Source organism: Glycomyces sp. NRRL B-16210 (genome assembly GCF_000719515.1).
Taxonomy (GTDB): domain Bacteria; phylum Actinomycetota; class Actinomycetes; order Mycobacteriales; family Micromonosporaceae; genus Glycomyces.
The window spans coordinates 142,965-168,492 of sequence record NZ_JOGR01000004.1 but is presented as its reverse complement, the minus strand read 5'-3'; the positions used below and the strand labels follow the sequence as shown (position 1 = coordinate 168,492).

General features: G+C 71.4%; 23 protein-coding genes. 16 read left to right on the top strand and 7 right to left on the bottom strand.

Going from position 1 to position 25,528, the window contains the following annotated elements; translation table 11 throughout:
• Window positions 1-13 precede the first annotated feature (13 nt).
• Entirely contained in the window at window positions 14-2,254 is a 2,241-nt protein-coding gene (locus IF12_RS0107160; protein WP_030156251.1) for an MMPL family transporter, read from the top strand.
• Between the two features lie 77 nt (window positions 2,255-2,331).
• Complete coding sequence (locus IF12_RS0107155) at window positions 2,332-3,036, top strand: DedA family protein (protein ID WP_030156248.1); 705 nt, start codon at window positions 2,332-2,334, stop codon at window positions 3,034-3,036.
• 75 nt (window positions 3,037-3,111) lie between these two features.
• Here IF12_RS0107155 and IF12_RS0107150 read toward each other — a convergent pair whose 3' ends face one another.
• A complete protein-coding gene (locus tag IF12_RS0107150) occupies window positions 3,112-4,140 on the bottom strand; it encodes a pirin family protein (protein ID WP_081913335.1) in 1,029 nt (342 codons plus the stop codon).
• A gap of 96 nt (window positions 4,141-4,236) precedes the next feature.
• Here IF12_RS0107150 and IF12_RS0107145 point away from each other — a divergent pair, with 96 nt between their 5' ends.
• On the top strand, window positions 4,237-4,725 hold the full coding sequence (locus IF12_RS0107145; protein WP_030156243.1) for a MarR family winged helix-turn-helix transcriptional regulator: 489 nt from the start codon (window positions 4,237-4,239) through the stop codon (window positions 4,723-4,725).
• Window positions 4,726-4,728: 3 nt separating this feature from the next.
• On the opposite strand, the gene IF12_RS0107140 is transcribed toward IF12_RS0107145, so the two are convergent.
• Window positions 4,729-5,142 (bottom strand): hypothetical protein, encoded by a 414-nt coding sequence (locus tag IF12_RS0107140; protein WP_030156241.1) that lies wholly within the window; start codon window positions 5,140-5,142, stop codon window positions 4,729-4,731.
• Window positions 5,143-5,340: 198 nt separating this feature from the next.
• Here IF12_RS0107140 and IF12_RS0107135 point away from each other — a divergent pair, with 198 nt between their 5' ends.
• Complete coding sequence (locus tag IF12_RS0107135) at window positions 5,341-7,047, top strand: DUF2264 domain-containing protein (RefSeq protein ID WP_051704076.1); 1,707 nt, start codon at window positions 5,341-5,343, stop codon at window positions 7,045-7,047.
• 96 nt (window positions 7,048-7,143) lie between these two features.
• A complete protein-coding gene (locus tag IF12_RS0107130; protein ID WP_030156236.1) occupies window positions 7,144-7,908 on the top strand; it encodes a protein phosphatase 2C domain-containing protein in 765 nt (254 codons plus the stop codon).
• Between the two features lie 6 nt (window positions 7,909-7,914).
• Here the strand turns inward: IF12_RS0107130 and IF12_RS0107125 are convergent, their stop codons facing one another.
• Window positions 7,915-8,373 carry a MarR family winged helix-turn-helix transcriptional regulator gene (locus IF12_RS0107125; RefSeq protein ID WP_030156234.1) on the bottom strand — a complete coding sequence of 153 codons (459 nt, stop codon included), beginning with the start codon at window positions 8,371-8,373 and terminating at the stop codon, window positions 7,915-7,917.
• A gap of 113 nt (window positions 8,374-8,486) precedes the next feature.
• On the opposite strand from IF12_RS0107125, the gene IF12_RS0107120 reads away from it, so the two are divergent.
• Entirely contained in the window at window positions 8,487-9,566 is a 1,080-nt protein-coding gene (locus tag IF12_RS0107120; RefSeq protein WP_030156232.1) for an epoxide hydrolase family protein, read from the top strand.
• Window positions 9,567-9,692: 126 nt separating this feature from the next.
• On the opposite strand, the gene IF12_RS0107115 is transcribed toward IF12_RS0107120, so the two are convergent.
• The gene (locus IF12_RS0107115) at window positions 9,693-10,286 is read right to left on the bottom strand and encodes a TetR/AcrR family transcriptional regulator (protein ID WP_030156230.1); all 594 of its coding nucleotides are present in this window, start codon (window positions 10,284-10,286) and stop codon (window positions 9,693-9,695) included.
• A gap of 92 nt (window positions 10,287-10,378) precedes the next feature.
• Between IF12_RS0107115 and IF12_RS0107110 the strand changes: the two genes are divergently transcribed.
• The 10 genes from IF12_RS0107110 to IF12_RS23860 all read left to right on the top strand — a co-directional run bounded on the left by IF12_RS0107110 (window position 10,379) and on the right by IF12_RS23860 (window position 23,717).
• Window positions 10,379-11,221: an alpha/beta fold hydrolase gene (locus IF12_RS0107110; RefSeq protein ID WP_030156228.1), complete on the top strand. Its 843-nt coding sequence runs from the start codon at window positions 10,379-10,381 to the stop codon at window positions 11,219-11,221.
• Between the two features lie 314 nt (window positions 11,222-11,535).
• Complete coding sequence (gene urtA / locus IF12_RS0107105) at window positions 11,536-12,807, top strand: urea ABC transporter substrate-binding protein (RefSeq protein WP_030156226.1); 1,272 nt, start codon at window positions 11,536-11,538, stop codon at window positions 12,805-12,807.
• 26 nt (window positions 12,808-12,833) lie between these two features.
• On the top strand, window positions 12,834-13,718 hold the full coding sequence (urtB, locus tag IF12_RS0107100) for an urea ABC transporter permease subunit UrtB (protein WP_030156224.1): 885 nt from the start codon (window positions 12,834-12,836) through the stop codon (window positions 13,716-13,718).
• Entirely contained in the window at window positions 13,715-14,788 is a 1,074-nt protein-coding gene (gene urtC / locus IF12_RS0107095; RefSeq protein ID WP_030156221.1) for an urea ABC transporter permease subunit UrtC, read from the top strand. Before urtB ends, urtC begins: the two co-directional genes overlap by 4 nt.
• Entirely contained in the window at window positions 14,785-15,546 is a 762-nt protein-coding gene (gene urtD, locus IF12_RS0107090; RefSeq protein WP_030156219.1) for an urea ABC transporter ATP-binding protein UrtD, read from the top strand. Before urtC ends, urtD begins: the two co-directional genes overlap by 4 nt.
• A complete protein-coding gene (urtE, locus tag IF12_RS0107085) occupies window positions 15,530-16,222 on the top strand; it encodes an urea ABC transporter ATP-binding subunit UrtE (RefSeq protein ID WP_030156216.1) in 693 nt (230 codons plus the stop codon). Before urtD ends, urtE begins: the two co-directional genes overlap by 17 nt.
• Window positions 16,219-16,926, top strand: coding sequence for a GntR family transcriptional regulator (locus IF12_RS0107080; protein WP_035748590.1), 708 nt, complete (start codon window positions 16,219-16,221; stop codon window positions 16,924-16,926). Before urtE ends, IF12_RS0107080 begins: the two co-directional genes overlap by 4 nt.
• The gene (gene uca / locus IF12_RS0107075; protein ID WP_051704075.1) at window positions 16,910-20,530 is read left to right on the top strand and encodes an urea carboxylase; all 3,621 of its coding nucleotides are present in this window, start codon (window positions 16,910-16,912) and stop codon (window positions 20,528-20,530) included. Before IF12_RS0107080 ends, uca begins: the two co-directional genes overlap by 17 nt.
• Window positions 20,531-20,559: 29 nt before the next feature.
• Entirely contained in the window at window positions 20,560-22,257 is a 1,698-nt protein-coding gene (gene atzF, locus IF12_RS0107070; RefSeq protein WP_197034637.1) for an allophanate hydrolase, read from the top strand.
• Window positions 22,258-22,964: 707 nt separating this feature from the next.
• Window positions 22,965-23,717, top strand: a complete 753-nt coding sequence (locus IF12_RS23860) for a maleylpyruvate isomerase family mycothiol-dependent enzyme (protein ID WP_051704074.1) — start codon at window positions 22,965-22,967, stop codon at window positions 23,715-23,717.
• On the opposite strand, the gene IF12_RS25520 is transcribed toward IF12_RS23860, so the two are convergent.
• The 3 genes from IF12_RS25520 to IF12_RS0107050 are packed head-to-tail and all read right to left on the bottom strand — an operon-like array spanning window position 23,687 to window position 25,472.
• Window positions 23,687-24,289, bottom strand: coding sequence for a CDP-alcohol phosphatidyltransferase family protein (locus IF12_RS25520; protein WP_051704073.1), 603 nt, complete (start codon window positions 24,287-24,289; stop codon window positions 23,687-23,689). The genes IF12_RS23860 and IF12_RS25520 overlap by 31 nt on opposite strands.
• Window positions 24,286-24,852 carry a hypothetical protein gene (locus tag IF12_RS25515; RefSeq protein ID WP_051704072.1) on the bottom strand — a complete coding sequence of 189 codons (567 nt, stop codon included), beginning with the start codon at window positions 24,850-24,852 and terminating at the stop codon, window positions 24,286-24,288. The genes IF12_RS25520 and IF12_RS25515 overlap by 4 nt, the downstream gene beginning before the upstream one ends.
• Entirely contained in the window at window positions 24,849-25,472 is a 624-nt protein-coding gene (locus IF12_RS0107050) for a DedA family protein (RefSeq protein WP_030156200.1), read from the bottom strand. Before IF12_RS0107050 ends, IF12_RS25515 begins: the two co-directional genes overlap by 4 nt.
• Between the last annotated feature and the right edge of the window lie 56 nt (window positions 25,473-25,528).

Sequence of the window (25,528 nt, the reverse complement as noted above, 5' to 3'; positions counted from 1 at the left end):
GGAGCACCCGACCGTGGCCACCTTCCTCTACCGTCTCGGCAGAGGATCCTACCGGCTGCGATGGCTCGTCCTCGCAGTCTGGGTCCTCATCGTAGGCGGCGTCGGCGCCGCAGCCGCCACCTTGCAGCAGGAGACGAACCCCGAGTTCGTCCTCCCCGGCACCGAATCCCAGGAGGCCTTCGACCTCCTCGAAGACCGCTTCCCCGAGATGAACGCCGACGGCGGCAGCGCCCAGATCGTGTTCGAATCCGAGAACGGCGAACCGCTGACCGCCGAGTCCAACGCCGCCGTCATCGACGACCTCACCGCGGTCATGGAGGCCTCCCCGCAGCTCGCGGGCGTCACCAGCCCGCTCGCGACCGACCCCGACGGCAACCCGATCGGGATGCTCTCGGCCGAGGACGAGACCATCGGCGTCATGCAGGTCGCCTACACCGAGCCCGGCATGGAGCTCTCCGAGTCGACCGTCCACTACCTCGAGGACGCCATCGCCGACGCCGAAGGGCAGGGCGTGCGCATCGTCGTCACCGGCGACATGCTCCAGGGCATCCCCGAGACCAGCGCCACCGAGCTCATCGGCATCGGCGTGGCCCTCATCGTCCTGGTCGTCACCTTCGGCGCCCTGCTGGCCGCGGGCCTGCCGATCGTCACCGCGGTGCTCGGCGTCGCCCTCACCACCGCCGGAATCCTCGCCGCCACCTCGTTCATGAACGTCAGCGAGTCGACCGGCACGCTCGCCTCCATGATCGGCCTCGCCGTCGGCATCGACTACGCGCTGTTCATCCTCTCGCGCTACCGCAACGAACTCGCCGCCGACGGCCGCGTCGAGGACAGGAGCGCCCGCGCCGAGGCCATGGGCCGCGCCGTCGGCACCGCCGGCTCGGCGGTGTTCTTCGCCGGGCTGACGGTCATCATCGCGCTGCTGGGCCTGTCGGTCGTGAACATCCCGTTCCTCACCGAGATGGCCGTGGCCGCCGCCATCACCGTCCTCATCGCGGTGCTCATCGCCGTGACCCTGCTCCCGGCCTTCGCCGGATTCGCCGGCAAGCGCATCTTCACCGCCCGCCAGCGGCGCCGCATCGCCTCGGGCGCCCACGACTCCAAGCCCAACGGCGGCAAGCGCTGGGCCGGATTCATCACCCGCCACCCGATCCTGGTCGCCGCGGTCGGCGTCGTCGGCCTCGGCGCCCTCGCCTACCCGGCCATGGACCTCGAACTCGGCCTGCCCGACGGCGGCGCGATGTCCGAGGAGTCCTCCCAGCGCCAGGCGTACGACCTCATCAGCGAAGGCTTCGGGCCGGGCTTCAACGGCCAGCTCATGATCGTCGGCGACCTCGCCGACGGCGTGGACGCGACCGTCGCGGCCGAGAACATCACCGCCGAACTGGGCGACATCGACGGCATCGCCGTGGTCGGCGCGGCCTTCCCCAACGAGGCGGGCGACACCGTGATGGCCACGGTGATCCCCGAGACCGCCCCGGCCGACGAGGCCACGAACGAACTCGTCCACGCCATCCGCGGCGTCCTCGCCGACGACACCGACGCGAACTGGGCGGTGACCGGCGCGACCGCGCTGAACATCGACATCTCCGACAACCTCAACGACGCGCTGCTGCCGTACATGCTCATCGTGGTCGGCCTCGCCGCGCTCATCCTGCTGCTGGTGTTCCGCTCGATCCTGGTGCCCGTCCTGGCCACGCTCGGGTTCATGCTCAGCGTCTTCGCCGCCCTCGGCGCGCTCGTGGCGGTCTTCCAGTGGGGCTGGGGCGCGGAGCTGTTCAACGTGGACCAGCCCGGCCCGATCATGTCGATGATGCCGATCCTCATGATCGGCCTCGTGTTCGGCCTCGCCATGGACTACCAGATCTTCCTGGTGACGCGCGTGCGCGAGGCCTACGTGCACGGCGCCGACCCCAAGCGCGCGATCGTGGAGGGCTACGGCCACTCCTCGCGCGTGGTGGTCGCCGCCGCGCTCATCATGATCAGCGTGTTCGCCGCGTTCATCTTCAGCGCCGAGTCGCTCATCGCCTCGATGGGCTTCGGCCTGGCCGCCGCGGTGGTCTTCGACGCGTTCGTCGTCCGCATGGCCGTCATCCCCGCGGTGATGGCGCTCGTCGGCCGCGGCGCGTGGTGGATCCCCAAGTGGCTCGACCGCATTTTGCCGAACGTCGACGTCGAGGGGGAGAAGCTCCAGCGGCGACTCGCCCAGGACGCGAACGAGGACGAGCGCGAGCTCGTCGGAGCGTCCAAGTAGCCGGCGTCTCCGTGCGGTCCGGGCCGGATGCCGCATCCGGCCCGGACCGCACGGGCGGCCGGTGAACGGGGGAACCCATGATCATCTTCTGGGCGATGCTCATCCTGGTGGGGATGATCGTCGCGGACTTCTTCATACCGATGCTGCCGAGCGCGACGCTGGTGACCGCGATGGTCGGCCTCGTGTTCGGCAGCCCCCTGCTGGTCGTGCTGCTCCTGGTCTGCGCGGCCGGTTCGTCGTGGCTGGGGGAGTTCCTCGGCTACCGGCTCTTCCGCGCGGTCCGCGCGGGCATCCGCCGACGCGGACCGCGCGTGGTCACCGGCGCGACCAACCGCCTGGTCACCCGCACGGTCCTCAAACTCGAAGGGCTCATCCAGCGCACCGTCGTCGACCACCCCTACCGGACGACCATGGTGGCCCGGTTCCTGCCGGCCGGGCGCACCACGCTCGCGTGGGTCGCCGCCGGCGCGGGCCGCACCCCCTACGCGCGCATGGCCGCCCTCGGCGGGGTGCTGTGGGCGCTGTACACGGTCGGCCTGGGCCTGATCATCGTGTCGATCGCCGGACCGGGCTGGGAGTCGCTGATCGGCTCGGTCGTCACGGTCCTGGCGGTCGGCTTCGTGCTGAGCTGGTTCGCCAAGCGCTGGCAGCGCAACCGCGCGGCCGAGGCCGCCCTGGCGGCCGCAGCGCCCCTTGAAGTGGCCTCGTCCGAACCGGACGCCGCGGCGCTCGCCTCCGAAGTGGAGACGCAAGGGCCGGGCGGCGCGCCCCAGGCGGCCTGACCACGACCGGCCGCGGGGCCCCGACACAAAGCAAGGCCCTCCAGACACCGGCATCTGGAGGGCCTTTCGCGTCGGTCAGAGCTGCTCGCAGCCGCCCGCGGCCTCGGGCTCCCACGGCTCCTCCGGGTCGGGGGCGAAGGCGCGGCCCTCGCGCCCGGCCGGGATCTGGCCCATGCGGCCGGCCTGGAAATCCTCGACCGCCTGCATGATCTCGGCCCGGGTGTTCATCACGAACGGCCCGTACCTGGCGACGGGCTCGTTGATGGGCTCGCCGCCGAGGAGGAGGACCTCCATGGCGCCGGTCGTGTGGTGCTGCTCGGGCCCGGCCCCGACGGTGACGTAGTCCCCGCCGGGCGTGAATTGCACGAGCTGCGACTCCTTGAACGGACGGCGCTCGTCCCCGGCGCAGCCGTCGCCGTGGAGGCTGAAGGCCATCGCCGAATGCGTGCGCGGCCAGGGAATCCGCGCCTCCGCGCCGGGCGAGAGCGAGGCGTGGACGAGCGTGATCGGCGTGTAGGTGCGGCCCGGTCCGTCGTGGCCGCCCACGGTCCCGGCGATGACGCGCACGAGGGCGCCGCCGTCGGTCGAGGCGACCAGCTTCAGGCCGGGGCCCTTGATGTCCTGGTAGCCCGGCGGGCTCCACTTGGCGCGCTTGGGCAGGTTCACCCACAGCTGGACCCCGTCGAAGACCCCGCCGGTCATGACCAGCTTCTCCGAGGGCAGCTCGTCGTGCAGCAGCCCCGATCCGGCGGTCATCCACTGCGTGTCCCCGCCGCGGATCACGCCGCCTCCGCCTTGGGAGTCGGTGTGCACGAAGGTGCCGTCCATGAGGTAGGTGACGGTCTCGAAGCCGCGGTGCGGGTGCCAGGGCGCGCCCTTGGCCTCGTGCGGCTCGTAGGCGGCGACCATGTGGTCGAGCAGGAGGAACGGGTCGCCCGCATCGGGCAGCTCCGGCGTGGGGAAGGGCCTGCGGACGGGGAAGCCGCCGCCTTCGAGGGTGTGCTGCGAGCCGGCGACGTTCGCGACCGCGCGCGGCCTCGATTCGAGCCCGGGGGCGTCGAGGCGCGGCAGCGCGAGGATGTCGGGCGCGGTCACTGCTGGCATGTGGGGCCTCCTCCGGTCGTCCAGCCGGGTCCTCCGCTGGAATGGTGGTCGGCCAACAATACCATTGGCCGACCAACTATTGCTACGCTCGTCGGTATGGACGCCAGCGGCAGCGACACCCAGGTACCCGGCACCGACGTGTGCGACACGTCCGAGCGCGTCGGCGGGATCGGCCACGCCCTGTTCCGGGTCGGCAGGGCCCACCGCGTGGCCGCGGGGCGGCTCCTGCGCGAGATCGGCCTCTACCCCGGCCAGGAGATCATGCTCGGCCACCTCGCCGACCACGGCGAGGCCCGCCAGTCGCGCCTGGTCGCCGAACTCGGCCTCGACCCCTCGACCGTCACCAAGATGCTCCAGCGGCTCGAACGCCAGGGCCTGGTCGAGCGCCGCCCCGACCCCGGCGACCGCCGCGCCTCCGTCGTCGCCGTCACCGCGGCCGGCCGCGACCTCCAGGGCCGCATCGACGAGTCCTGGCGGCGCCTCGACGCCCTCACCTGCGAAGGCTTCGACGAGGCCGACCGCCGCCGGCTCACCGAACTCCTCGACCGCCTCGAACGCAACCTCGCCGCCTGCGAGGAGGACTGAACCTCAGCGCTCCAGCCAGCGGCGGACGGCGTCCACCGAGTCCTCCGGGGCGGTGTTGAAGCTCAACCGCACCCCCGGGCCCAGATCGGCCACGGTGTTGACGATGCGCTCGAACAGGACGGTGTGCTCCGGCAGCATCCTGATGCCCGCGCCGACCAGCACGACCCCGAAGGCCCCCGCGGCGAAGCGCTCGCGGATCGCGGCCTCGGCAGCGTCGGGCTCGACGCCGATGAGGCACAGCTCGCCCTCGATGCCCTGCGCGACGCTCGCCGCCCAACCGCCCTCGATCCTGGCGGTCAGCTCCGCGACGGTCATCCCCTCCGGAATGGCGCCCGGCGCGAACGCCTCGGGATGGATGCCGAGGTAGAGCGTCCGCGAGTTGACCGGACCGGGAACCTGAGAACCCTTGTGCGACATGAACACGCCTCCTCTGCGACAGCCGCGCCGCCCGGCGCGGCGGGGTGATGACGCGAAGCCTAGCGCAAAACAATTGGCCGACCAAGTAATACTCGCCGCACCGCCCGGCCCGCGCCATCGCGAGGCATCCGATCCGGCAAGCCCTGTCAACGGCTGGAGGGTTGCCGAACGACCAGGTGGTTGATAGCGTGTGCCAGCGTGACTTCTCCGCTTCGCACGTTCGGACCGCTGGAACAGAGCTACACCGGCTGGGCCTCGGCCGCGCTGTCGATCGGGCGGCCCGCCGTCGATCTGGCCGTGCAGGGCCCCGAGTCCCTACCGGTGACCCTCTCGAACCACTCGCACGCCGAGAACTGGTTCGAGCTGCTCACCCGCCCGCTCTGGGGCCTGGCCGCAACCAAGGACACCGTCCCCGACGACACCTGGGCCGCCCTCGCCGCGACCCTCGCGAGGGCCCTCGACCCCGACGACCCCTGGTACGTCGGCGACCTCGCCCCGCGCGGGCAGCGCTGCGTCGAGGCCGCCGCGGTCGGCTGGGCCCTGGCGCTCGCCCCCGACAAGCTCTGGGACCCCCTGGCGCCGGCCGCCAAGGACAAGGCCGCCGCCTGGCTCTCGGCGGCCTACGAGACCGAGGTCTGCGACAACAACTGGCACTACTTCCCGGTCTTCGCCGGACACGGCCTCACCAGGCTCAGCATCGAACACGACGCCTCGGTGGCCGAGGCGCACCTCAAGCGCCTGGGCGAGTTCCTCCTCGACGACGGCGCCGAGCCGAGCGTCTTCGAGGACAGCGCCGGCGGGAGGGTCGACTACTACAACCCGTTCGCCTTCCACACCTACGCGCTGCTGCACTTCAAGCTCGGCGGCGACGACCGGTACGTGGCCACCGCCGCCGCGTTCGCCAAGCGGTTCCGCTCCTGGTTCGGCGCCGACGGCGCCGCCGTCCCCTACGGCCGCAGCCTCGGCTACCGGTTCGCCCAGGGCTCCATGTGGGGCGCACTGGCCGCCGCCGACGTGGAGGCCGTGCCGTGGGCCGAGGCCGCCGGATTCGCGCGGCGGCACCTCCAGTGGTGGTGGGACAAGCCGATCCTCGATCCCGAGGGGCGCCTGACCGTCGGTTACGGCTACCCGAACGACGCCGTGGTCGAGCAGTACCTCACGGCCGGATCGCCCTGGTGGGCCTCGAAGGTCTTCACCGGTCTCCTCGCGGGCGCCGAGCATCCCTTCTGGACCGCCGAGGCGGCCGTCCCCGGCCCGGTGGTCGAGCCGCACCAGGCGGCCCGCGCGGTCCACATCCGCGACCGCGCCGGGAACGTGACGCGTCTCAACGGCCAGGCCTGGCACCCTTGGGCGCGCGGGGGACAGGCCTCCTACGGGAAGCTCGCGTACTCCTCGGTCGCGGGCTTCTCGCACGCCGTCGCCGGTCCCGGCCTGGAGTTCGCGGCGCCGGACGGGGCGCTCATGCTCTCCGAGGACGGTCGCCACTGGCGCGGCCGCGAGGACTCCGATGAAGGGGTCATCGACGAGAACGGGGTGCTCACCATCGCGTGGCAGCCGTGGGACGACGTCACGATCACCACGTCGCTCGAGGCCGCCGTGGACGGCTGGCACGCCCGCGTCCACGTGATCGAGACCGAGCGGACGCTGCACACCGCCGAGGGCGGCTGGTGCGTGCCGAAGACCGGTCACCGCTCGGCGGTGGGGGAGTCGGACGCGGTGGCCACGAGCCAGGGCCTGCGCTCGGAGATCATCGACAGCGGGACCGGCCGCGAGGCAGCGCTCATCGAGCCGCTGCCCGGGACGCACCTGTACTGGCCCAGCACGGTCCTGCCGGTACTCAAGGGCGTCCTCGAACCCGGCCGTTATGCGTTGAAATCTTTGATATATATCGGCCCCGAGGCTTAACGCCTCTCCTTCAGAACACCTGAAAAGACTGAAACGCGCACGGCTGCGCCGCGCACTCATCGAATGAACGACTGCTTGGCCTCTCGGAGGTGTCCTATGCGGGTTCGGTCCTGGAGCGCGACCGGCTCCGGCAAGGGCAATGAGGACCTGGCGGCCTCGGGGGACCGGTGGGCGGTGGTGCTCGACGGGGCGGGTCCCCCCGCCGGCATGGACGTGGGGTGCGAGCACGGCGCCGCGTGGGTGGTCGCCAGGCTCGGCGCGCACCTGCGTGAACGCCTGGACCTCGGCCTCGCTCCGGCCGAGGCGCTTCGGGAGTCGATCGGCCGGACCGTCGCCGACCACGGCCCGGCCTGCGACACCGCCCATCCGAGGGCCATCGGGGCGACCGCGGCCGTGGTGCGCGTGGCCGGAGCGGACGTGGAGTGGCTGGTCGTCGGGGACGCCGCCGTCGTCATTGAGCGTTCAAGCGGGGGCGTCGCGGTCACGACGGACGACCGGCTCGCGCGGCTGCCCGATCCGCCGAGTGATGAGGCCGGGGTGCGAACGTACGTGGCGCGGTACCGGAACCGTCCGGGCGGGTTCTGGGTCGCGGGCGCGGTCCCCGAGGCCGCCGACCACGCCCTCACCGGGAGGCTCCCTCGCACCGAAGTGCGCCGGGTCCTGTTGTGCACGAACGGCGTCACGCGCCTGGTCGAGCGGTACGGCTACGCGTGGGCCGACCTGGTGCGCATCGCCTCGACCGGGCGCGGGCCCGCCGCGCTGGTCGACGCCGTGCGCGGCGCCGAGTGCACCGACCCGGAGGTGCGGAGCGGGCGGCGGCACGACGACGCCACCGCCGTCCTCGTCGAGTTCGGCGACTGACGGCCGCTATTCGCCGCGGCGCTCGTGGTGGTCGAGCAGCCGGGAGAGCAGTTCGGTCAACTGCCCGCGCTCCTCGGGCCCGAGCGGTGCCAGCAGTTCGTCCTGGGTCTCGGCGAGCCGCCGTTCCAGGCGCCGCAGCTGCCCTTCGCCCGCAGCCGTCAACGAGATGACGTTGCGCCGCCGGTCGACCGGGTCGGGGGCGCGTTCGACCAGCTCCCGATCGGCGAGTTCGTTGATCGCCGCGACCAGGTCGCTGACGTGTATGCCGCTGCGGCGGCTCAGATCGGCCTGGCTGGCCGGGCCGAACTCCTCCAGCGTCGCCAGCAGGCGGTAGTGGTAGCCGCGGGAACCGGCGGCCGAGAATCCCTCGGTGACCAGGCGGTGCGCATGGCCGGCGGTCTGAGTGAGCAGCCAACTGGGCAGGCGCTTCCACCTCGCGGTCGGCTCCTCGGTCGTGCTCTTCATGTGGCAAGTCTAACGAATCGTTGGCAACCCGAACGATTCTGATATCGTTCGAACCATAAACGTTTGTCAAGTAAACGTTTATGATTCCAACGAACACGTCTGGAGCGAACCCCATGATCACGCCCTTCCGCATCGACATCCCCCAGGCCGACCTCGACGACCTGCACGACCGGCTCGCCCGCACCCGCTGGCCCAACGAGGTCGAAGGCGCCGGTTGGGACTACGGCTTCCCGCTCGCGCGCCTCAAGGAACTCGCCGAGCACTGGCGCACCGGCTACGACTGGCGCGCGCAGGAGGCCGCGCTCAACGAGCTGCCGCACTTCACCACCGAGATCGACGGCCAGAACATCCACTTCGTGCACGTGCGCTCCGCGAACCCGGACGCGCTCGCGCTGGTCCTCACCCACGGGTGGCCGGGCTCGTTCCTGGAGTTCCTCGACGTGATCGAGCCGCTGTCGCGCGACTTCCATCTGGTCGTCCCGTCGATGCCCGGCTACGGCTTCTCCGGGCCGACCCGCGAGCGCGGCTGGGACCTGACCCGGATCGCTCGTGCCTGGGCCGAGCTCATGCGTCGTCTCGGATACGAGCGGTACGGCGCCCAGGGCGGGGACTTCGGGTCGGGCGTCTCGACCGCGCTCGGCGTCGTCGAGCCCGAGCGGGTCGTCGGCGTGCACGTGAACTACCTGCCGACGCGGCCCGATCCCGAGGTGGCGCTCTCCGCGGCCGACGAGGCCCGGCTCGACAAGGTCCGCAGCCTCATGGCGAACCGTCCGCCGTACCAGGCGCTCCAGGCCTCGACGCCGCAGACGGTCGGCTACGCGCTCACCGACTCGCCGGTCGGCCAGCTCGCCTGGATCGCCGAGCGCTTCGCGCAGTGGACCGATCCGCGCACGCCGGTCGGGGACGACCGGATGCTCACCGACGTCTCCTTGTACTGGTTCACGGCCACCGCGGCCTCTTCGGCGCGGCTGCACCGCGACACGCGGCGCGGGACCTCGCCGTGCCCGGTGCCGCTCGGGGTCGCGGTGTTCGCGCACGACATCACGCAGTCGGTGCGGCCGCTCGCCGAGAGGCTGTACGACGTCAGGCACTGGTCGGAGTTCGACCGCGGCGGCCATTTCGCGGCGATGGAGGTGCCCGACCTCCTGGCCGCCGACGTCAGGGAGTTCTTCCTCGGTCTCGCGCCGGGGTGATGAGCCGTTCGGCGACGGCGAGTCGCGGCCTTCGGGTCCGGCCCGGGTCCGAGCGGTGAGTGCGGGGTCGGCGGGGGCGTGAGCGCCTCCGCCGATCCTCTTGCGCCGGACCCGGGGTCAGGCGCTTTACCCGGGCTGTTGGGCAGTTGCGCTCGCGTTTCGTTCGAGGGCGCTGTCCAGGAGGGTCACCGCGGCCGCGCGGGCCTGGGCCGCGGCCTCGGGGCCGCCGAGGATCGCGGCGGTGGTCTGCGCGCCTTCGGCGAGGATCGCGATCTGCGGCCCCAGTTCCTCAGGGGCCCCTGCGTCTTCGACCAGCTGCGCCACGTAGTCGACGAACGCCTGCTTCTGTTTTCGGGCCTGCTGCCGTACCTGCTCCGAGCCGCCGCTCAGTTCGCCGAAGACGTTGATGAAGGCGCAGCCGTGGAAGTCGGGTTCGCGGAACCAGGCGTCGAGGAAGTCGAATATCGCGAGCAGTTTCTCGCGCGCGGTCTCGGCGTTCTCGGCGCTCGCGGCGATGCCGGCGTTCCACTGGTCTCGGCGGCGGTGCAGCACGGCGACGGTGAGGTCGTCCTTCGAAGGGAACAGCGAGTAGATGCGTTTGAGCGAGACGCCGGCCTCGCCGCGGATGGCGTCCATGCCCACGGCTTGGACGCCGCGGGCGTAGAAGAGCCGGTCAGCGGCTTCGACGATGCGGTTCGCGGTAAGTGTGTCGTCAATCATGGTCTGGCTCCTTTGCCAAGAGAACGTTCGTTCTCTATCGTAGTCTACGTACCGAGAGAACGAACGTTCTCCAGTTGGAAGGGACCACGACCATGGCAACGATCACCGTCGGCACCGAGAACAGCACCCCGATCGAGCTCTACTACGAGGACCACGGCGCGGGTCAGCCGATCGTCCTCATCCACGGCTACCCGCTCAACGGGCACAGCTGGGAGCTCCAGTCCCGCGAGCTCATCGACGCCGGCTACCGCGTCATCACCTACGACCGCCGCGGCTTCGGCCAGTCGAGCAAGGTCGGCGAGGGCTACGACTACGACACCTTCGCCGCCGACCTGAACACGCTGCTCGACCACCTCGACCTGCGCGAGGTCATCCTCGTCGGCTTCTCGATGGGCACCGGCGAACTCGCCCGCTACGTCAAGAACCACGGCCACGAGCGCGTCGCCAAGCTCGCCTTCCTCGCCTCGCTGGAGCCGTTCCTCGTCAAGCGCGACGACAACCCCGAGGGCGTCCCGCAGGAGGTCTTCGACGGCATCGCCAAGGCCGCCCGCGAGGACCGCTACGCCTGGTTCACCCAGTTCTACAAGGACTTCTACAACCTCGACGACAACCTCGGCAGCAAGATCAGCCAAGAGGTCGTCACCGCCAACTGGAACACCGCCACGACCTCGGCCCCCGTGGCCGCCTACGCGGTCGTCGACTCCTGGATCGAGGACTTCCGCGAGGACGTCGAGGCCGTCCGCGCCGCCGCCAAGCCCACGCTGATCCTCCACGGCACCGAGGACAACATCCTGCCGATCGACGTCACCGGACGCCGCTTCCACCAGGCCGTCCCCGACGCCGAGTACGTCGAGGTCGAAGGCGCCCCGCACGGCCTGCTGTGGACGCACGCGGCCGAGGTCAACGAGGCCCTCCTCGGCTTCGTCAAGGCTTAATCAGAACTTCGACCCTGTGGGGCGCGGCCTACGCCGCGCCCCACAGGCGTGTCCGGGCCCGGCGACAGCCGAACCCGACCGCCATGCGCCCGTACGGCTCCGGCCGTGCGGGCTTTTTAACGTCCCCGCAACCACAGTTCATACGGCTGTGCTCGACGTGCACGGCGGGGAAACATCGCGAACCTAATTTGAATCCAGAGCGGATACGACGTTGTATACGCACCTGTACACCGCCGCGACCTGCGGCGGCGTTCCCTTGCAGACCCGGCGCCCCTCTATCGCCGGGGCGCTCCTCTGCGGAAGGTCAACTGCACATGCCATTGCGTCCCAAGCTCGAAGCCCGAGATATCGCCCGCACCCTCGCCGCCACCGCCGCGATCACCGGCCTCATCGCCACCGCCGCCTGCGGCTCCCGCGCCGGCGAAGAGACCGTCGCCGCCGAGTCCTGCGTGGACACCTCCGGCGACACCGTCAAGGTCGGCGCCCTCAACTCCCTGTCCGGCACCATGTCCATCTCCGAGACCACCGTCCGCGACGCCATCTACCTCGCCGTCGCCGAGATCAACGCCGCAGGCGGCGTCCAGGGCAAGGAGATCGAGATCGTCGCCGAGGACGGGGCCTCCGAGCCCACCGTCTTCGCCGAGAAGGCCGAGAAGCTCATCCGCGAGGACTGCGTGGCCGCGGTCTTCGGCGGCTGGACCTCGGCCTCGCGCAAGGCCATGCTCCCGGTCTTCGAGGACAACGACTCGCTCCTGTACTACCCCGTCCAGTACGAGGGCCTCGAAGCCTCCCCGAACATCTTCTACACCGGAGCGACCACCAACCAGCAGATCATCCCCGCCCTCGACTACCTCGCCGAGACCGGCGTCGAATCGCTCTACCTGGTCGGGTCCGACTACGTCTTCCCCCGCACCGCCAACGCCATCATCAACGCCTACGCGGCCGACCACGGCATCGAAGTGCTCGGCGAGGACTACGCCCAACTCGGCTCGGTCGAGTTCTCCACCATCGTCAACCAGGTCAGCGCCTCCGGCGCCGACGCGGTCTTCAACACCCTCAACGGCGACTCGAACGTCGCGTTCTTCCGCGAGTACGCCAACGTCGGCCTCACCCCCGAGGAGATGCCCGTCATGAGCGTCTCCATCGCCGAAGAAGAGGTCGGCGGCATCGGCATCGAGAACATCGAAGGCCAGCTCGCGGCCTGGAACTACTACCAGACCGTCGAATCGCCCGAGAACGCCGCGTTCGTCGAGGCCTTCAAGACCGAGTACGGCGACGAGCGCGTCACCTCCGACCCCATGGAGGCCGCCTACAACTCCGTCTACCTGTGGGCCGCGACCGTGGAGAAGGCCGGCTCGTTCGCCGTCGCCGACATCCAGGCCAACGCCGACGGCGTCTCCTTCGCCAGCCCCGAAGGGACCGTCGTCATCAACGGCGACAACCACCACGTCGCCAAGACCGCCCGCATCGGCGAGATCCGATCCGACGGCCTGCTCTACACCGTGTGGGAGTCCGACGGACCGATCGAACCCGACCCGTTCCTCGAAGGCTACGACTGGGCCGCCGAACTCACGGTGACCGAGTAGCCGGCGCGGAACGGAAGGGAGACACCGTGGACCTCTTCGTGGGGCAACTGTTCACCGGCTTGAGCACAGGGTCGATCCTGCTGCTGGCCGCGCTGGGCCTGTCGCTGACCTTCGGGCAGATGGGCGTGATCAACATGGCGCACGGCGAGTTCATCATGGCCGGCTGCTACACGGCGTACGTCACGCAGCAGGTGGTCGGTGACGCCGGTGTCTCCCTTCTCATCGCCCTGCCGATCGGGTTCCTGGTCGGCGGGGCCATGGGCCTGGTGCTGGAGTCGCTGCTCCTCCGGCGCCTGTACCACCGGCCCCTGGACACCCTCCTGGTGACCTTCGGGGTCGGCCTGGTACTCCAGCAGGTCGCCCGCGACGTGTTCGGCGCTCCGGCGGTCAACGTGACCGTCCCCGAGCCCCTGCGCGGCGGGGTCGACCTGCTGGGGACCACCGTCCCCAAGACGCGGCTGTTCATCATGGCGCTGGCGGTCGTCGCGGTCGCGGCGGTGACGCTGGTCCTGCGGTTCACCCCCGCCGGGCGGCGCATCCGCGCGGTGGTCGGCAACCGCGACCTCGCCGAGACCGCTGGCGTGTCCTCGCGCCGGGTCGACGCCGGCACGTTCTTCATCGGCTCGGGCCTCGCCGGGGTCGCCGGGGTCGCCCTGACCCTCATCGGCTCCACGAGCCCGACCACCGGCCAGTCCTACCTGGTCGACGCATTCCTCGTGGTCGTCGCCGGCGGCATGGGCCGCATCAAGGGCGCGGTGGTCGCCGCGGTCGCGCTCGGCACCTTCCAGGCGGTGTTCGAGACCTACTCGACCGCCTCGCTGGCGAAGGTCGGCGTGTTCGTCGTCATCGTCGTCTTCCTCCAACTGCGCCCCCAGGGCCTGTTCACGCTGCGCACCAGGAGCCTCGCATGAAGTTCTTCTCCACCCGGGCGGGCACCTGGACCGGGTTCGCCGCCGCCGCGCTCGTCCTGTTCGGGCTCGCCCCGCTCGTGCTCTCGGGGTTCCGCCTCGGCCTGCTCGCCCAGTTCCTGTGCTACGCGATCGTCGCCGTCGGCATCGGCCTGGCCTGGGGGAGGGGCGGGATGCTCACCCTCGGGCAGGGCGTGTTCTTCGGCATGGGCGCCTACCTCATGGCCATGCACCTGAAGATGGCCGACGCCGAGTTCCGCGGCGGCCCCGGCGCCGTCCCCGACTTCATGGAGCTCGCCGGCATCCGCGAACTGCCCGGCTACTGGGTGCCGTTCACCTCCCCGGTCTTCACGATCGCCGCGATCCTGCTGCTGCCCACCGGCTTCGCGGTGCTCCTGGGTTTCGCGGTGTTCAAGCGGCGCGTCAAGGGCGCCTACTTCGCGATCCTGTCCCAGGCGCTCGCCGGGGCGTTCGCGATCCTCCTCATCGGCCAGCAGACCCTCGGCGGGTTCAACGGCCTCTCGCGGTTCCGGTACTTCTTCGGGTTCAACCTGGCCGACCCGGTGAACCAGCAGATGCTGTACTTCATCGCCGCGGGCGCGCTGCTCGTGGTCATGGCGGTGGCGCTGCAACTGCGCCGCAGCCGATACGGCGAACTGCTCGTGGCCGTGCGCGACGGCGAGGAGCGCGTGCGCTTCCTCGGCTACGACGCGGCGAACATCAAGGTCGTCGCCTACGCCGCCGCCGCGCTGTTCGCCTCGATCGCCGGGGCGATCTTCGTGCCCGTGGTCGGCATCATCTCCCCGGCCAGCATCGGGATCATCCCCTCCATCATGTTCATCCTCGGCGTCGCCATCGGCGGCCGCGCGAGCCTGGCCGGGCCGGTCATCGGCGCCCTCGCCGTCGCCTGGGCCCAGACCGCCCTGTCCGAGCAGTTCCCCTCCGCCTGGACCTACGCCCAAGGACTCCTGTTCATCGCCGTCATCGCCCTGCTCCCCGGAGGGATCGCCTCGGTCGGCGCCCTCGCCCGACGGCTCCCGTCCAAACCCACCGCAGTGGAGGCCGCCGCATGAGCACCGCATTGACCTGCAAGGACATCCGCGTCGACTTTGACGGCTTCACCGCCGTCGACGGCGTGGACCTCGAACTCGACCGCGGGGAGGTGCACTTCCTCATCGGCCCCAACGGCGCCGGGAAGACCACCCTCGTCGACGCGATCACCGGCCTGGCCAAGTACACCGGGTCGGTCGTCAAGGACGGCGAGGAGCTGCGCGGCAAGAAGGTCCACCACATCGCCCGCCGAGGCATCGGCCGGACCTTCCAGACCGCCACGGTCTTCGAGAGCCTCACCGTCGCCCAGAACCTCGACATCGCCGCCGGAGCCGGGCGCTCGCCCTGGTCGCTGCTGCGCCGCCGAAAGCACCTGCCCGAGAACGTGGTCGCCACCATGGAGCGCATCGGACTCGGCGACGCCGCCGAGACCCCCGCGGGCATCCTCGCCCACGGCCAGAAGCAGTGGCTGGAGATCGGGATGCTCCTGGTCGGCGACGCCGACGTGCTCCTGCTCGACGAGCCCATCGCCGGCATGGGCCACGACGAGCGCGAGACCACCGGCCGCCTCCTCCACGACATCGCCGCCGACCGCGCCGTCGCCGTGGTCGAGCACGACATGGACTTCATGCGCGCCTTCGCCTCCCGCGTCACCGTCCTCCACGCCGGGGCCGTCCTCGCCTCCGGCTCGGTCGACGAGGTCTCGGGCGATCCGCGCGTCCAGGAGGTCTACCTCGGCACCGCCCACGAACCGGAGGCCCTCGATGCTGCGACTGCGTGAACTCTCCTGCGGCTACGGCCGCTCCGCCGTCGTGCACGGCGTGAACCTCCACATCGGCCCCGACGAGGTCGTGTCCGTCATGGGCCACAACGGGGCCGGCAAGACCACGCTCCTGCGGGCCGTGGTCGGCCTCATCCCGGCCATGTCCGGCGGCGTCGAACTCGACGGCGCCGACGTCACCCGCCGACCCGCCAACCGCCGCGTCAAGGCCGGCATGGCCTACGTCCCCCAAGGCCAGCAGTGCTTCGCGCACCTGACCGCCGGGGAGAACCTGCGCCTGGTCGCCGACGGCCGCAAGAAGGGCAAGGCCCTCATCGACGCCCAGCTCGACCTGTTCCCCGCCCTGCGCCCGCTCCTGGGCCGCCAGGCCGGACTCCTCTCCGGCGGCCAGCGCCAGCAGTTGGCGATCGCGAGGGCGTTGATCACCGAGCCGCGGCTGTTGATCTTGGATGAGCCGACTGAGGGGATTCAGCCGAACGTGGTGGCGGAGATCGAGTCGACGATCGTGGATCTGGCGCGGCGGGGCGGGTTGTCGGTGTTGTTGGTGGAGCAGCATTTGGGGTTCGCGTTGCAGGCGGCGGATCGGTATTACGTGTTGCGTTCGGGTCGGGTGGCGTCGGAGGGTGCGACGGGTGTCGGGGCGGAGCCGCGGGTGCGGGAGGCGATGTCGATATGAGTTTCTCGTCGTTGCCGGAGTCGGGTGAGCCGCTTGCCGAGCGCGTCTATGTGGCGCTGCGTGCTGACCTCATGGCGGGGAAGTATGAGCCGGGGAAGCGTTTGGGTGAGGAGCGTTTGGCCGGGAATTACGGGGTGTCGCGGACGCCGGTGCGTGAGGCGTTGTCGCGGTTGTCGGCTGATGGTCTGGTGTCGCGTGAGGTGGATGGGCTGTATCCATATCGGCCGCGGATCGATCAGCTCAATGATCTCTATGAGGTCCGGTTGACCCTTGAGTTGCGCGGTCTCGCCCGTGCGGCGACCGATCCTGATATCCGGCATGACCGGGACCTGCTGGGTCCGGAGTTGGATCGGTGGTATCGGTTGCGGGCGGCGCCGCCGGATCCGAGTGCGGGTTTCGTGGAGTGGGATGAGCGTTATCATCTGACGCTTTTGGCCGCTTCGGGGAATGTGCAGTTGGCGGAGTCGCTGCGGGTGGTGAACAACCGGATTCGGCCGGCGCGGATGTTCGATTATTTCACTGAGGAGCGGATGGCGGCGACGATCGGTGAGCATATCGCGATCGCCGAGGGTGCGCTTGAGGGTCGTTATGCGGAGGCGACGGCGATCCTCACCCGTCATATCGAGACTTCTCGTTCCATTGTGGTCGGTCGTGCTGAGGCGGCGTTGACCTGGGCGCATCTGGCGAATGCCGTCCGTCCCTGATTCCCTTTCCTTGAGAGCGAGGCCTGTCGTGTTCGAGCGCATTCTGATCGCCAATCGCGGGGAGATCTCCCGGCGGATCACCCGGACCGCCCATCGTCTGGGCATCGAGACCGTGGCCGTGTATTCGGAGGCGGATGCGGGGTCGTTGCATGTGCGGGATGCGGATGTGGCGGTGTGCGTGGGTCCGGCGGCGCCGGCGGAGTCGTATTTGAACGTCGATGCGATCTTGTCGGCGGCGAAGGACACCGGTGCGCAGGCGGTGCATCCGGGGTACGGGTTCTTGGCCGAGAACGCGGAGTTCGCGCGTCGTGTGGCCGAGGCGGGTCTGGTGTTCATCGGGCCGCGTCCGGAGCATTTGGAGTTGTTCGGGGACAAGGTGACCGCTCGCGCCGCTGCCACGCGGGCGGGAGTGCCGCTCGCGGCGGGTACTGCGGCGCTGGCTTCGGTGGAGGAGGCGGTGGCGGCGGGGGCGTCGGTGGGGTTCCCGGTGATCGTGAAGGCCTCGGCCGGTGGCGGCGGCATCGGGATGCGGGTGGCGAGTGACGCGGGCGAGTTGGCCGAGGTGTTCGCGACGGTGAAGCGTCTGGCGGCCGACAATTTCGGTGACGACGCGGTCTATCTCGAACGCTATGTTCGCAGAGCCCGGCATGTGGAGGTGCAGGTCTTCGGTGACGGTGCGGGTCGGGTCGTGAGTCTGTCGGATCGGGACTGCACGTTGCAGCGGCGCCATCAGAAGGTCCTGGAGGAGGCTCCGGCTCCGAATCTTCCCGATGCGGTGCGGGAGGGGATGCATGCGGCGGCGCGGGCGCTGGCGGCGTCGGCGTCGTATCTGTCGGCGGGGACGGTGGAGTTCATCTACGACGCCGAGCGCGAGGAGGCTTCGTTCCTGGAGTTCAATACGCGTTTGCAGGTGGAGCATCCGGTGACCGAGCGGATTCTCGGGATCGACTTGGTGGCGTGGATGATTCGCGCGGCCGCGGGGGATGTCGAGTTCCTCGAGGGGCTTCCCGAGTCCGGTCCGGCCGTCCAGGGCGCGGCGGTGGAGGCCCGGGTGTACGCCGAGGACCCCGCCCGCGACCACCTGCCTTCGGCAGGACTGCTGACCGCCGTCGAGTTTCCCGAAGAAGCGCGGGTGGACACGTGGATCGAGCGTGGCCTGGACGTGCCGGCCTCCTATGATCCGATGCTCGCGAAGGTCGTGACCGCGGGTGCGGACCGCGCGTCGGCTTGGGCCGCGCTCGCGGAGGCGCTGGCGGGGACGCGGATCGAGGGGGTGCACACGAATCTGGGGCAGTTGCGGGCGGCGGCGGTCGATGCGAGGGTCGCGGCGGTGCAGCACGATACGGGCACGGTGGCCTCGATCGTGGACGCTTCGCCGCGTATCGACGTGGTCGGTGCCGGGGTGTTGACCACGGTGCAGGACTTCCCGGGTCGGGTCGGGTACTGGCAGGTCGGGGTGCCGCCGTCGGGGCCGATGGACGACCTGTCGTTCCGCCTGGGGAACCGGGCTCTGGGCAACGATGAGGGCGTGCCGGGTCTGGAGTGCACGATCGCGGGCCCGACCCTGCGGTTCGGGACTGCGGTCACGGTGTGCGTCACGGGCGCTCCGGCGTCGGTCGTTTTGGACGGGGTGGCGGTGGAGCAGTGGGTGCCGTTCGAGGTGCCGGCCGGCGGGGTGCTCGCGGTCGGCCAGATCATCGACGCCGGTGCGCGCACGTACGTGCTCTTCCAAGGGGGCCTTGACGTGCCGACGTTCCTGGGGTCGGCGTCGACGTTCCCGCCCGGGCGCATCGGCGGCTACACCGGCGACCAGTTGCGCGCCGGCGACCGGCTCCTGCCGTCCGCTCCGATGGCGCCGGTGGCCGGTCCGGTGCCGGTGGCCGAGCGGCCCGGGTTCGGCCACGACTGGACGCTGTCGGTGACGCCGGGCCCGCAGCCGGCGCCGCACTACTTCACGGTCGCGGACATGGAACGCCTCTACGGGGCCGAATGGTCGGTGCAGGTGCACGCCGGGCGCTCAGGAGTGCGCCTGGACGGGCCGCGACCCGAATGGGCGCGCACCGACGGGGGCGAGGCCGGTCTGCACCCGTCGAACCTGCACGACAACCCGTACTCGGTCGGCACGGTCAACTTCACCGGGGACACGCCCGCGCTGCTGGGCCCGGACGGGCCGAGCCTGGGCGGGTTCGCGTGCCCGTTCACCGTCACCTCCGCCGACCGGTGGAAGCTCGGGCAGTTGCGCCCCGGGGACACCGTGCGGTTCCTGCCGGTCGCCGAGGACGAGGCCGACCGCTTGCGGCGCAACCCGGTCGCGGCGCCGGTGCCGCTGGTCGGCGCCGCCGCCGACACCGCCACGCTCGCGGCGATCGAAGCCGGAGGCGACCGGCCGGCCGTGGCCTACCGGCGCGCCGGCGACGACGCGCTGCTGCTCGAATACGGGCCGATGCACCTGGACTTGGGCCTGCGGATGCGCGTCGGCGCGCTCATGGACGCCCTCGCCGAGGCGGCCCCGGCCGGCATCATCGACACCACGCCCGGCGTGCGATCCCTCCACCTGCACGTCGACCCCGACGTGCTGCCGGTGCGGCACCTGACCGGGCTCCTGGTCGAACTCGAAGGCGACCTGCCCGACGTGGCCGACATGGTCGTGCCCTCCCGCGAAGTGCGCCTGCCGATCTCGTGGAACGACGCGGTCGTGGACGAGGCGATCGCCCGCTACGCGACCAACGTCCGCGACGACGCCTTGTTCAACCCCTCCAACATCGAGTTCATCCGCCGCATCAACGGCCTCGACTCGGTCGAGGACGTGGCCGCCATCGCCACGGCCGCCCAATGGCTGGTCCTGGGCCTGGGCGACGTCTACCTCGGCGCGCCCGCGGCCGTCCCCGTCGACCCGAGGCACCGCCTGGTCACCACCAAGTACAACCCGGCCCGGACCTGGACGGCCGAAGGGACCGTCGGCATCGGCGGGTCCTACATGTGCATCTACGGCATGGACTCGCCCGGCGGCTACCAGCTGGTCGGGCGCACCGCGCCGATCTGGGCGGGCCTGCGGGACCTCGCGTCCTTCCACGACGGCCTGCCCTGGCTCCTGCGGTTCTTCGACCGCGTCGTGTTCGAACGCGTCAGCGAGGAGGAACTGGCCCACACCCGCCGCGAACTGGCGGCCGGCCGCGCCCAGATCCCCATCACCGACGGCACCTTCGCCTTCGCCGACTACCGGCGCCTCCTGGCCGACAACGCCACCGGCATCGCCGCCTTCCAGACCCGCCAGGCCGCCGCGTTCGAAGCCGAACGCCGCCGCTGGGCCGCCGCCGGCGAATTCGACCGCGACCTGACCGAACCGGTCCCCGACACCGCCGCCAACGTCGACCTCGCCCCCGGCGAGACCCTGGTCGAGGCCCCCATGGCCGCGAGCGTCTGGCGCGTCGACACCGCCCCGGGCGACCGCGTCACCGCCGGGGAGACCGTCGTGGTCCTCGAAGCGATGAAACTGGAGATGCCCGTGACCGCACCGGTCTCCGGTACCGTCGCCAGGGTGCTCACCGCACCGGGCGACCAAGCCGGACCGGGCGCGCCGCTGCTGGTCATCGCCGAGGCCTAGGCACCGTGGACAACCAGATAGGGGACTTCGTGAGCACTCTCGTTCCGTCCGACGCCGTGCCCGGCGCGGCCCGACGCGTCCAGGCCGCCTACGAGCGCCTCGCCGAAGCCGACCGGCCCGAAGCCTGGATCACCCTGCGCGAGCGGGCCGACGTCCTCGCCGAAGCCGCCGCGATCGACGCCGCCGCATCGGACCTGCCGCTGGCCGGACTCGTCTACGCGGTCAAGGACAACATCGACGTCGCCGGCCTGCCCACCACCGCGGCTTGCCCGTCCTTCGCGTACACGCCCGAACGCGACGCCACCGCCGTCGCCCGCCTGCGCGCGGCCGGAGCGATCTGCCTGGGCAAGACCAACCTCGACCAGTTCGCCACCGGCCTGGTCGGCACCCGCAGCCCCTACGGGGCCGTACGCTCCGCGCACGAGGACGCGCGCATCTCCGGCGGCTCCTCCTCCGGATCGGCCGTCGTCGTCGCCCTCGGCATCGCCGACTTCGCCCTGGGCACCGACACCGCCGGATCCGGCCGCGTCCCGGCCGCTCTCAACGGCATCGTCGGCCTCAAAGCCACCCTCGGCCTCATCCCCGTCGACGGCGTCGTCCCCGCCTGCCCCTCCTACGACTGCCTCACCGTCTTCGCCCCCGACCTCGCCGGCGCCGCCGAAGCGATGCGCATCATGGCCGGACCCGCCGAGGCCGACCCCGCCTCCCGCGCGTGGCCCGCCGACCACCGCTGCGCCGCACCGCCGGCGCCGCGCATCGCGATCCCCGAGGCGCCCGGCCTCGCCCCGCTCGACCCCGAACTGGCGCCGCTGTGGGAAGCGGCGCTGGCGCGCTTCGCCGCGGCCGGCGCCGAACTGGTCCCCATCGACGTCCAGCCGCTCCTCGAAGCCGCACTGCTGCTCTACGAAGGCGCGCTCATCGCCGAACGCCACGCCGCCTTCGGCGCCCACATCGACGCCTGGCCTGCCGACGCCGACCCGACCGTCGCCGAGATCGTCAACGGCGCCGGCAAATTCACTGCCGCCGACCTCGTCACCGACCAGCAGCGGCTGCGCCAGGCCCGCAACACCGCCGAAGCGCTCCTTGACGGCTTCGACGCCCTCCTACTGCCGACCGCGCCGCAGCATCCGACCATCGAGGAAGTGGCCGCCGACCCGATCGGCCGCAACGCCGCCATGGGCACCTACACCAACTTCGTGAACCTCCTCGACATGGCCGCCGTCGCGATCCCGGCCGGAGCGGCCGGCACGAAACGGTTCGGCGTCAGCGTCATCGTCCCGGCCTTCGACGACCAAGTGGCCATCGACCTCGCCGCCCGCGCCCAAGCGGTCCCCTCGCCGCTGTTCGCCCCCGCCGGAGCCGAACTGGTCGTCTTCGGCGCGCACCTGACCGGCATGGCCCTCAACCACCAGCTCACCGACCTCGGCGCCCGCTACGCCGGCGAGACGGCGACCGCACCGGCCTACCGGATGTACGCCCTCGACACCGACCCGCCCAAACCCCTCGTAGTCCGCTCCAATGCAGGCGCGAGCCTGCCAGGGGAGCGCTGGCTGCTCAGCGAGGCCGCCCTGGGCCGGTTCCTGACCGCCCTGCCCGAACCGATGACCCTCGGCAAAGTCGAACTCGACGACGGCACCTGGACAACCGGCTTCGTCGCCAACGAACCCGCAGGCCGCGACATCACCACCACAGGAGGCTGGCGCGCCCACCTCGACGAGACCCGTTGACCCGCACCTGGTCCCGCGCCGGGTATCCGCAGATGCGACCAGCGCCGCAGGTAGTGCTCCGCGCCTTCGGCGCGGGCAGCCCGCCGCAGCCGCTCGATGGCGGCCAGGGCCAGACCTGGCGCGCCGGGCCGATCGCCCTCACTCCCACGCCCGACGCCGCCCAGACTCGCCGACGCGCCCGACGACACCGGGCCGATCACCGTCGCCCGGCCCGCCCGCGCCCGCGAAGACGACTTGATCCACGACCGCTAGGAGGCCTGGGAAGTCCTCCCGGGCCGCCGGGGCGAGGCGATCGACGCCGGGACCGCCTTCCACGGCGACCTCCGCTACGCCCCGGGACCGCCCCGGCCCTCATCGACCGGTCGCCCTTTTGGTGCCCGCCTGGGCCAGTGCTGTCGCTGCCGTCGACACCGTGTGCCGGCACGGAGCCGACCCCTCGCTGCTCGAACGCCGCGCCGTGGGCGCCGAGTGGCCGCAGATGCTCCTGCGCGCCCGGCTGTTTCGCATGGGCACCCCGGCCCCGCACGCGTGGCGGCCTCACCCCGGCCTACCGGCCCGCCGCCGACGCCGTGGCCCGACCGGTGCCTGGTCCCGCAACGACCACTCGCCTCTCCTAAAAACGCGGAGGACGTTGCGCCCGAACAGAAGCGCCAAGGCGAACCCTGTACCGCCCGTGGCGTGTCGGTCGGTCCTGGCAAGATCGGCGCATGGAATTTCCTGCCCTTCAGGCCCACCTCATCGCCGAAGCCGCCGCGCTCAAGGCCGCCTACGCCGCTGCCGACCCGGACGCGCCGGTGCCCACGTGTCCCGAGTGGACCGCCACCGACCTTCTCGACCACGTCACCGAGACCTACGACCACAAGATCCAGTCGATGCGGCTGCTGCGATCGCCCGAAGCGGCCGACATGCCCCAGCGGACCGGGACCGCGGTCGAGCGGTTCGACGCGTCGCTGGCCGAACTGCTCGCCGAGTTCGACGACCGCGGCCCCGAAAGCCTCGCCTACACCTGGTACGGGCTCGACCAGACCGTCGGCTTCTGGATCCGCCGCCTCGCCCACGAGACCGTCGTCCACCGCGCCGACGCCGAACTCGCCGCCGGCCGCCCCATCGGCCCGGTCGATCCGGCGCTCGCCCTCGACGGGGCCTGGGAGATGCTCGAAGTCATGGTCGACTGGGGCAGCCGCGCCATGCGCCGCCACGTCGCCGCGACCCTCACCGCCCACGCCGGGCTCGCCGTGGCCATCAGCGCCGCAGACCGGTCATGGACGCTGCGCATCAGCGAGGCGCAAGCGGCCGTCACCGCCGGGATCGACGGCGACGTGCAGGCCGAAGTGCACGGCAGCGCCCACGAGGTACTGCTGTGGCTGTGGCGGCGCCTGCCGCTCGAAGCGCTCACCGTCAAAGGCGACCGGTCCAAGGCCGCCGACCTCTACACCCTCATCGGCGACTTCGCGCAGTGACCCGACCGGGGCGGTCCCCGCTGCGGATCCGCGGGTCCACGCAGCATCCGGCGCACATAGACCGCCCCGGCACCCACATGCAACGCCGCCCCGGCCGCCAGAGTTACCTGACCGACCGGCAGCAGCGGCTCCAGACCCGGTGCGAGACCGGCCATCACGGCGAACAGGCCGACCATCGCCGCGGCCGTGCGGACCTTCCCGATCCGCGCGACCGCCAAGCGGCGGCCCCGCCCGCGCACCGCGTACACCCCGGCCACGACCACATCGACTGCGGGGAACACCGCCAGCACCCACCACGGCGCCGCCCCGGCCACCGCCAACGCCACCGCAATGGCCCCGATCCCCACCCGGTCGGCCACCGGATCGAGCCGCTCACCCAGGCGACTGACCTGGTCGAGCCGGCGCGCGAGGAACCCGTCCACCCAGTCCGTGGCGGCGAACACCGCCGCGAGCGCCGCCGCGACCAGCGGCGGCCCGCCCCGCACCAGCAGCACCACGATCGGCGCGACCAGCGCCAACCGGACCACCGTGACCAGATTCGGCACCGTCCACCACACCGCGACCGTCCTCACGCGACGGTCCCGTCGACGCGCTCGGGCCGCGACCCGGCATACCACCAGCCCAGGACCACACTCACCGCGGCGACCGACGTCGCCGCCGCGGCCGCCGACATCAACCCCGCACCGAACACCCGGCCGATGAGCAGACCCACCCCGACGGTGCCGCACGCCCACACCACGGCCCCCAACGCCGACATCCGCGCGTGGCGATAGTCCGGTGCGGCCACGGCCGCCCACGCGAGGGCGGTCCTGCCGGCGGGCAGGAACCGGGCCAGGACGGTCGTCGCGCACGGGCGCTTCATGAGCGTGGCGCGCAGTCGCCGTTCGAGTCGTGCGGCCTTCGATGAAGGGCGGATCGGGCGGTGTGTTCTGGCGCGGCGCAGTACCTGGTAGCCGAGGAGGTCGCCGAGCCAGGAGGCGGCCGCGGCCCAGGCGATGAGTGCGGCGATGAGGAGCAGGTCGCCGGCGAGGAGTCCGGCGAGGGTGGCGAGGGTGGTGGCGCTGGGGAGCACCGGCACGTAGAAGTCGGCGATGACGAGTGCGGCGAGGATGAGGGCCGCGACCGGCAGGCTCATCGTGTGGCCGTCCGGTCGGTGCGGCGGCGCCGGGCGCGTACGGCGAGGGCCGCCGCGATGAGGAGTGCGGCCGCGGCGAGGACTGGGACGGTGGATCGGGCGGCGAGGTCGAGGAAGGCGGTGCCGAGCGCGGCGCCGCCGAGGATCCACAGGAGCGCCCAGGCGAGGGAGGCGCAGGCCGTGGCGGTCGCGAAGCGGCGGTAGCGCATTCGTGAGGCGCCGGCTGCGGCGGCGATGAGGGTGCGGACGGCGGGCAGGAGTCGGGCGGCGACGATGACGGCGATGCCGCGGCGTTCGACGAAGCCGGTCGCCGCGTGCCACCGGTCGGTGCCGATGCGGCGGACGGCGCGGGTGTGGGCGAGGCGCGGTCCGAGGCGTCTGCCGAGGGCGAAGCCGAGGTGATCGCCGGTGAAGGCGCCCGCGGCGGCGGCCGCGACGGCGCCGATCAGCAGCGGGCTGCCGGCCAGGGCGATCGCGGCGAGGACGAGTGCGGTCTCGGCCGGTATCAGGGCGCCGATGCCGAAGGCCGCTTCGAGGGCGGCGGCGGCGAAGACGCAGGCGAGTACGGCGGGGCCGTATTCGCCTGCGGCGTCGAGGAAGCGGGTGAGCTGGTCGAGCATGGGGCCAACGCTAGGGGCGCGGGGGCGGTGCCCGTCAGTGCGCAAAGCGAGGGCCG

What these genes read in the sequence shown, in the direction of transcription:
- IF12_RS0107155 (WP_030156248.1), top strand. Translation starts at nt 2,332, where the DNA reads ATGATCATCTTCTGGGCGATGCTCATCCTGGTGGGGATGATCGTCGCG.
- uca (WP_051704075.1), top strand. Translation starts at nt 16,910, where the DNA reads ATGCCGTCCGTCCCTGATTCCCTTTCCTTGAGAGCGAGGCCTGTCGTG.
- urtD (WP_030156219.1), top strand. Translation starts at nt 14,785, where the DNA reads ATGAGCACCGCATTGACCTGCAAGGACATCCGCGTCGACTTTGACGGC.
- IF12_RS23860 (WP_051704074.1), top strand. Translation starts at nt 22,965, where the DNA reads ATGGAATTTCCTGCCCTTCAGGCCCACCTCATCGCCGAAGCCGCCGCG.
- IF12_RS0107150 (WP_081913335.1), bottom strand. Translation starts at nt 4,140, where the DNA reads ATGCCAGCAGTGACCGCGCCCGACATCCTCGCGCTGCCGCGCCTCGAC.
- IF12_RS25515 (WP_051704072.1), bottom strand. Translation starts at nt 24,852, where the DNA reads ATGAGCCTGCCGGTCGCGGCCCTCATCCTCGCCGCACTCGTCATCGCC.
- IF12_RS0107130 (WP_030156236.1), top strand. Translation starts at nt 7,144, where the DNA reads ATGCGGGTTCGGTCCTGGAGCGCGACCGGCTCCGGCAAGGGCAATGAG.
- urtE (WP_030156216.1), top strand. Translation starts at nt 15,530, where the DNA reads ATGCTGCGACTGCGTGAACTCTCCTGCGGCTACGGCCGCTCCGCCGTC.
- IF12_RS0107145 (WP_030156243.1), top strand. Translation starts at nt 4,237, where the DNA reads ATGGACGCCAGCGGCAGCGACACCCAGGTACCCGGCACCGACGTGTGC.
- IF12_RS0107080 (WP_035748590.1), top strand. Translation starts at nt 16,219, where the DNA reads ATGAGTTTCTCGTCGTTGCCGGAGTCGGGTGAGCCGCTTGCCGAGCGC.
- IF12_RS0107115 (WP_030156230.1), bottom strand. Translation starts at nt 10,286, where the DNA reads ATGATTGACGACACACTTACCGCGAACCGCATCGTCGAAGCCGCTGAC.
- urtA (WP_030156226.1), top strand. Translation starts at nt 11,536, where the DNA reads ATGCCATTGCGTCCCAAGCTCGAAGCCCGAGATATCGCCCGCACCCTC.
- IF12_RS0107110 (WP_030156228.1), top strand. Translation starts at nt 10,379, where the DNA reads ATGGCAACGATCACCGTCGGCACCGAGAACAGCACCCCGATCGAGCTC.
- IF12_RS0107125 (WP_030156234.1), bottom strand. Translation starts at nt 8,373, where the DNA reads ATGAAGAGCACGACCGAGGAGCCGACCGCGAGGTGGAAGCGCCTGCCC.
- urtC (WP_030156221.1), top strand. Translation starts at nt 13,715, where the DNA reads ATGAAGTTCTTCTCCACCCGGGCGGGCACCTGGACCGGGTTCGCCGCC.
- IF12_RS0107120 (WP_030156232.1), top strand. Translation starts at nt 8,487, where the DNA reads ATGATCACGCCCTTCCGCATCGACATCCCCCAGGCCGACCTCGACGAC.
- IF12_RS0107140 (WP_030156241.1), bottom strand. Translation starts at nt 5,142, where the DNA reads ATGTCGCACAAGGGTTCTCAGGTTCCCGGTCCGGTCAACTCGCGGACG.
- IF12_RS0107050 (WP_030156200.1), bottom strand. Translation starts at nt 25,472, where the DNA reads ATGCTCGACCAGCTCACCCGCTTCCTCGACGCCGCAGGCGAATACGGC.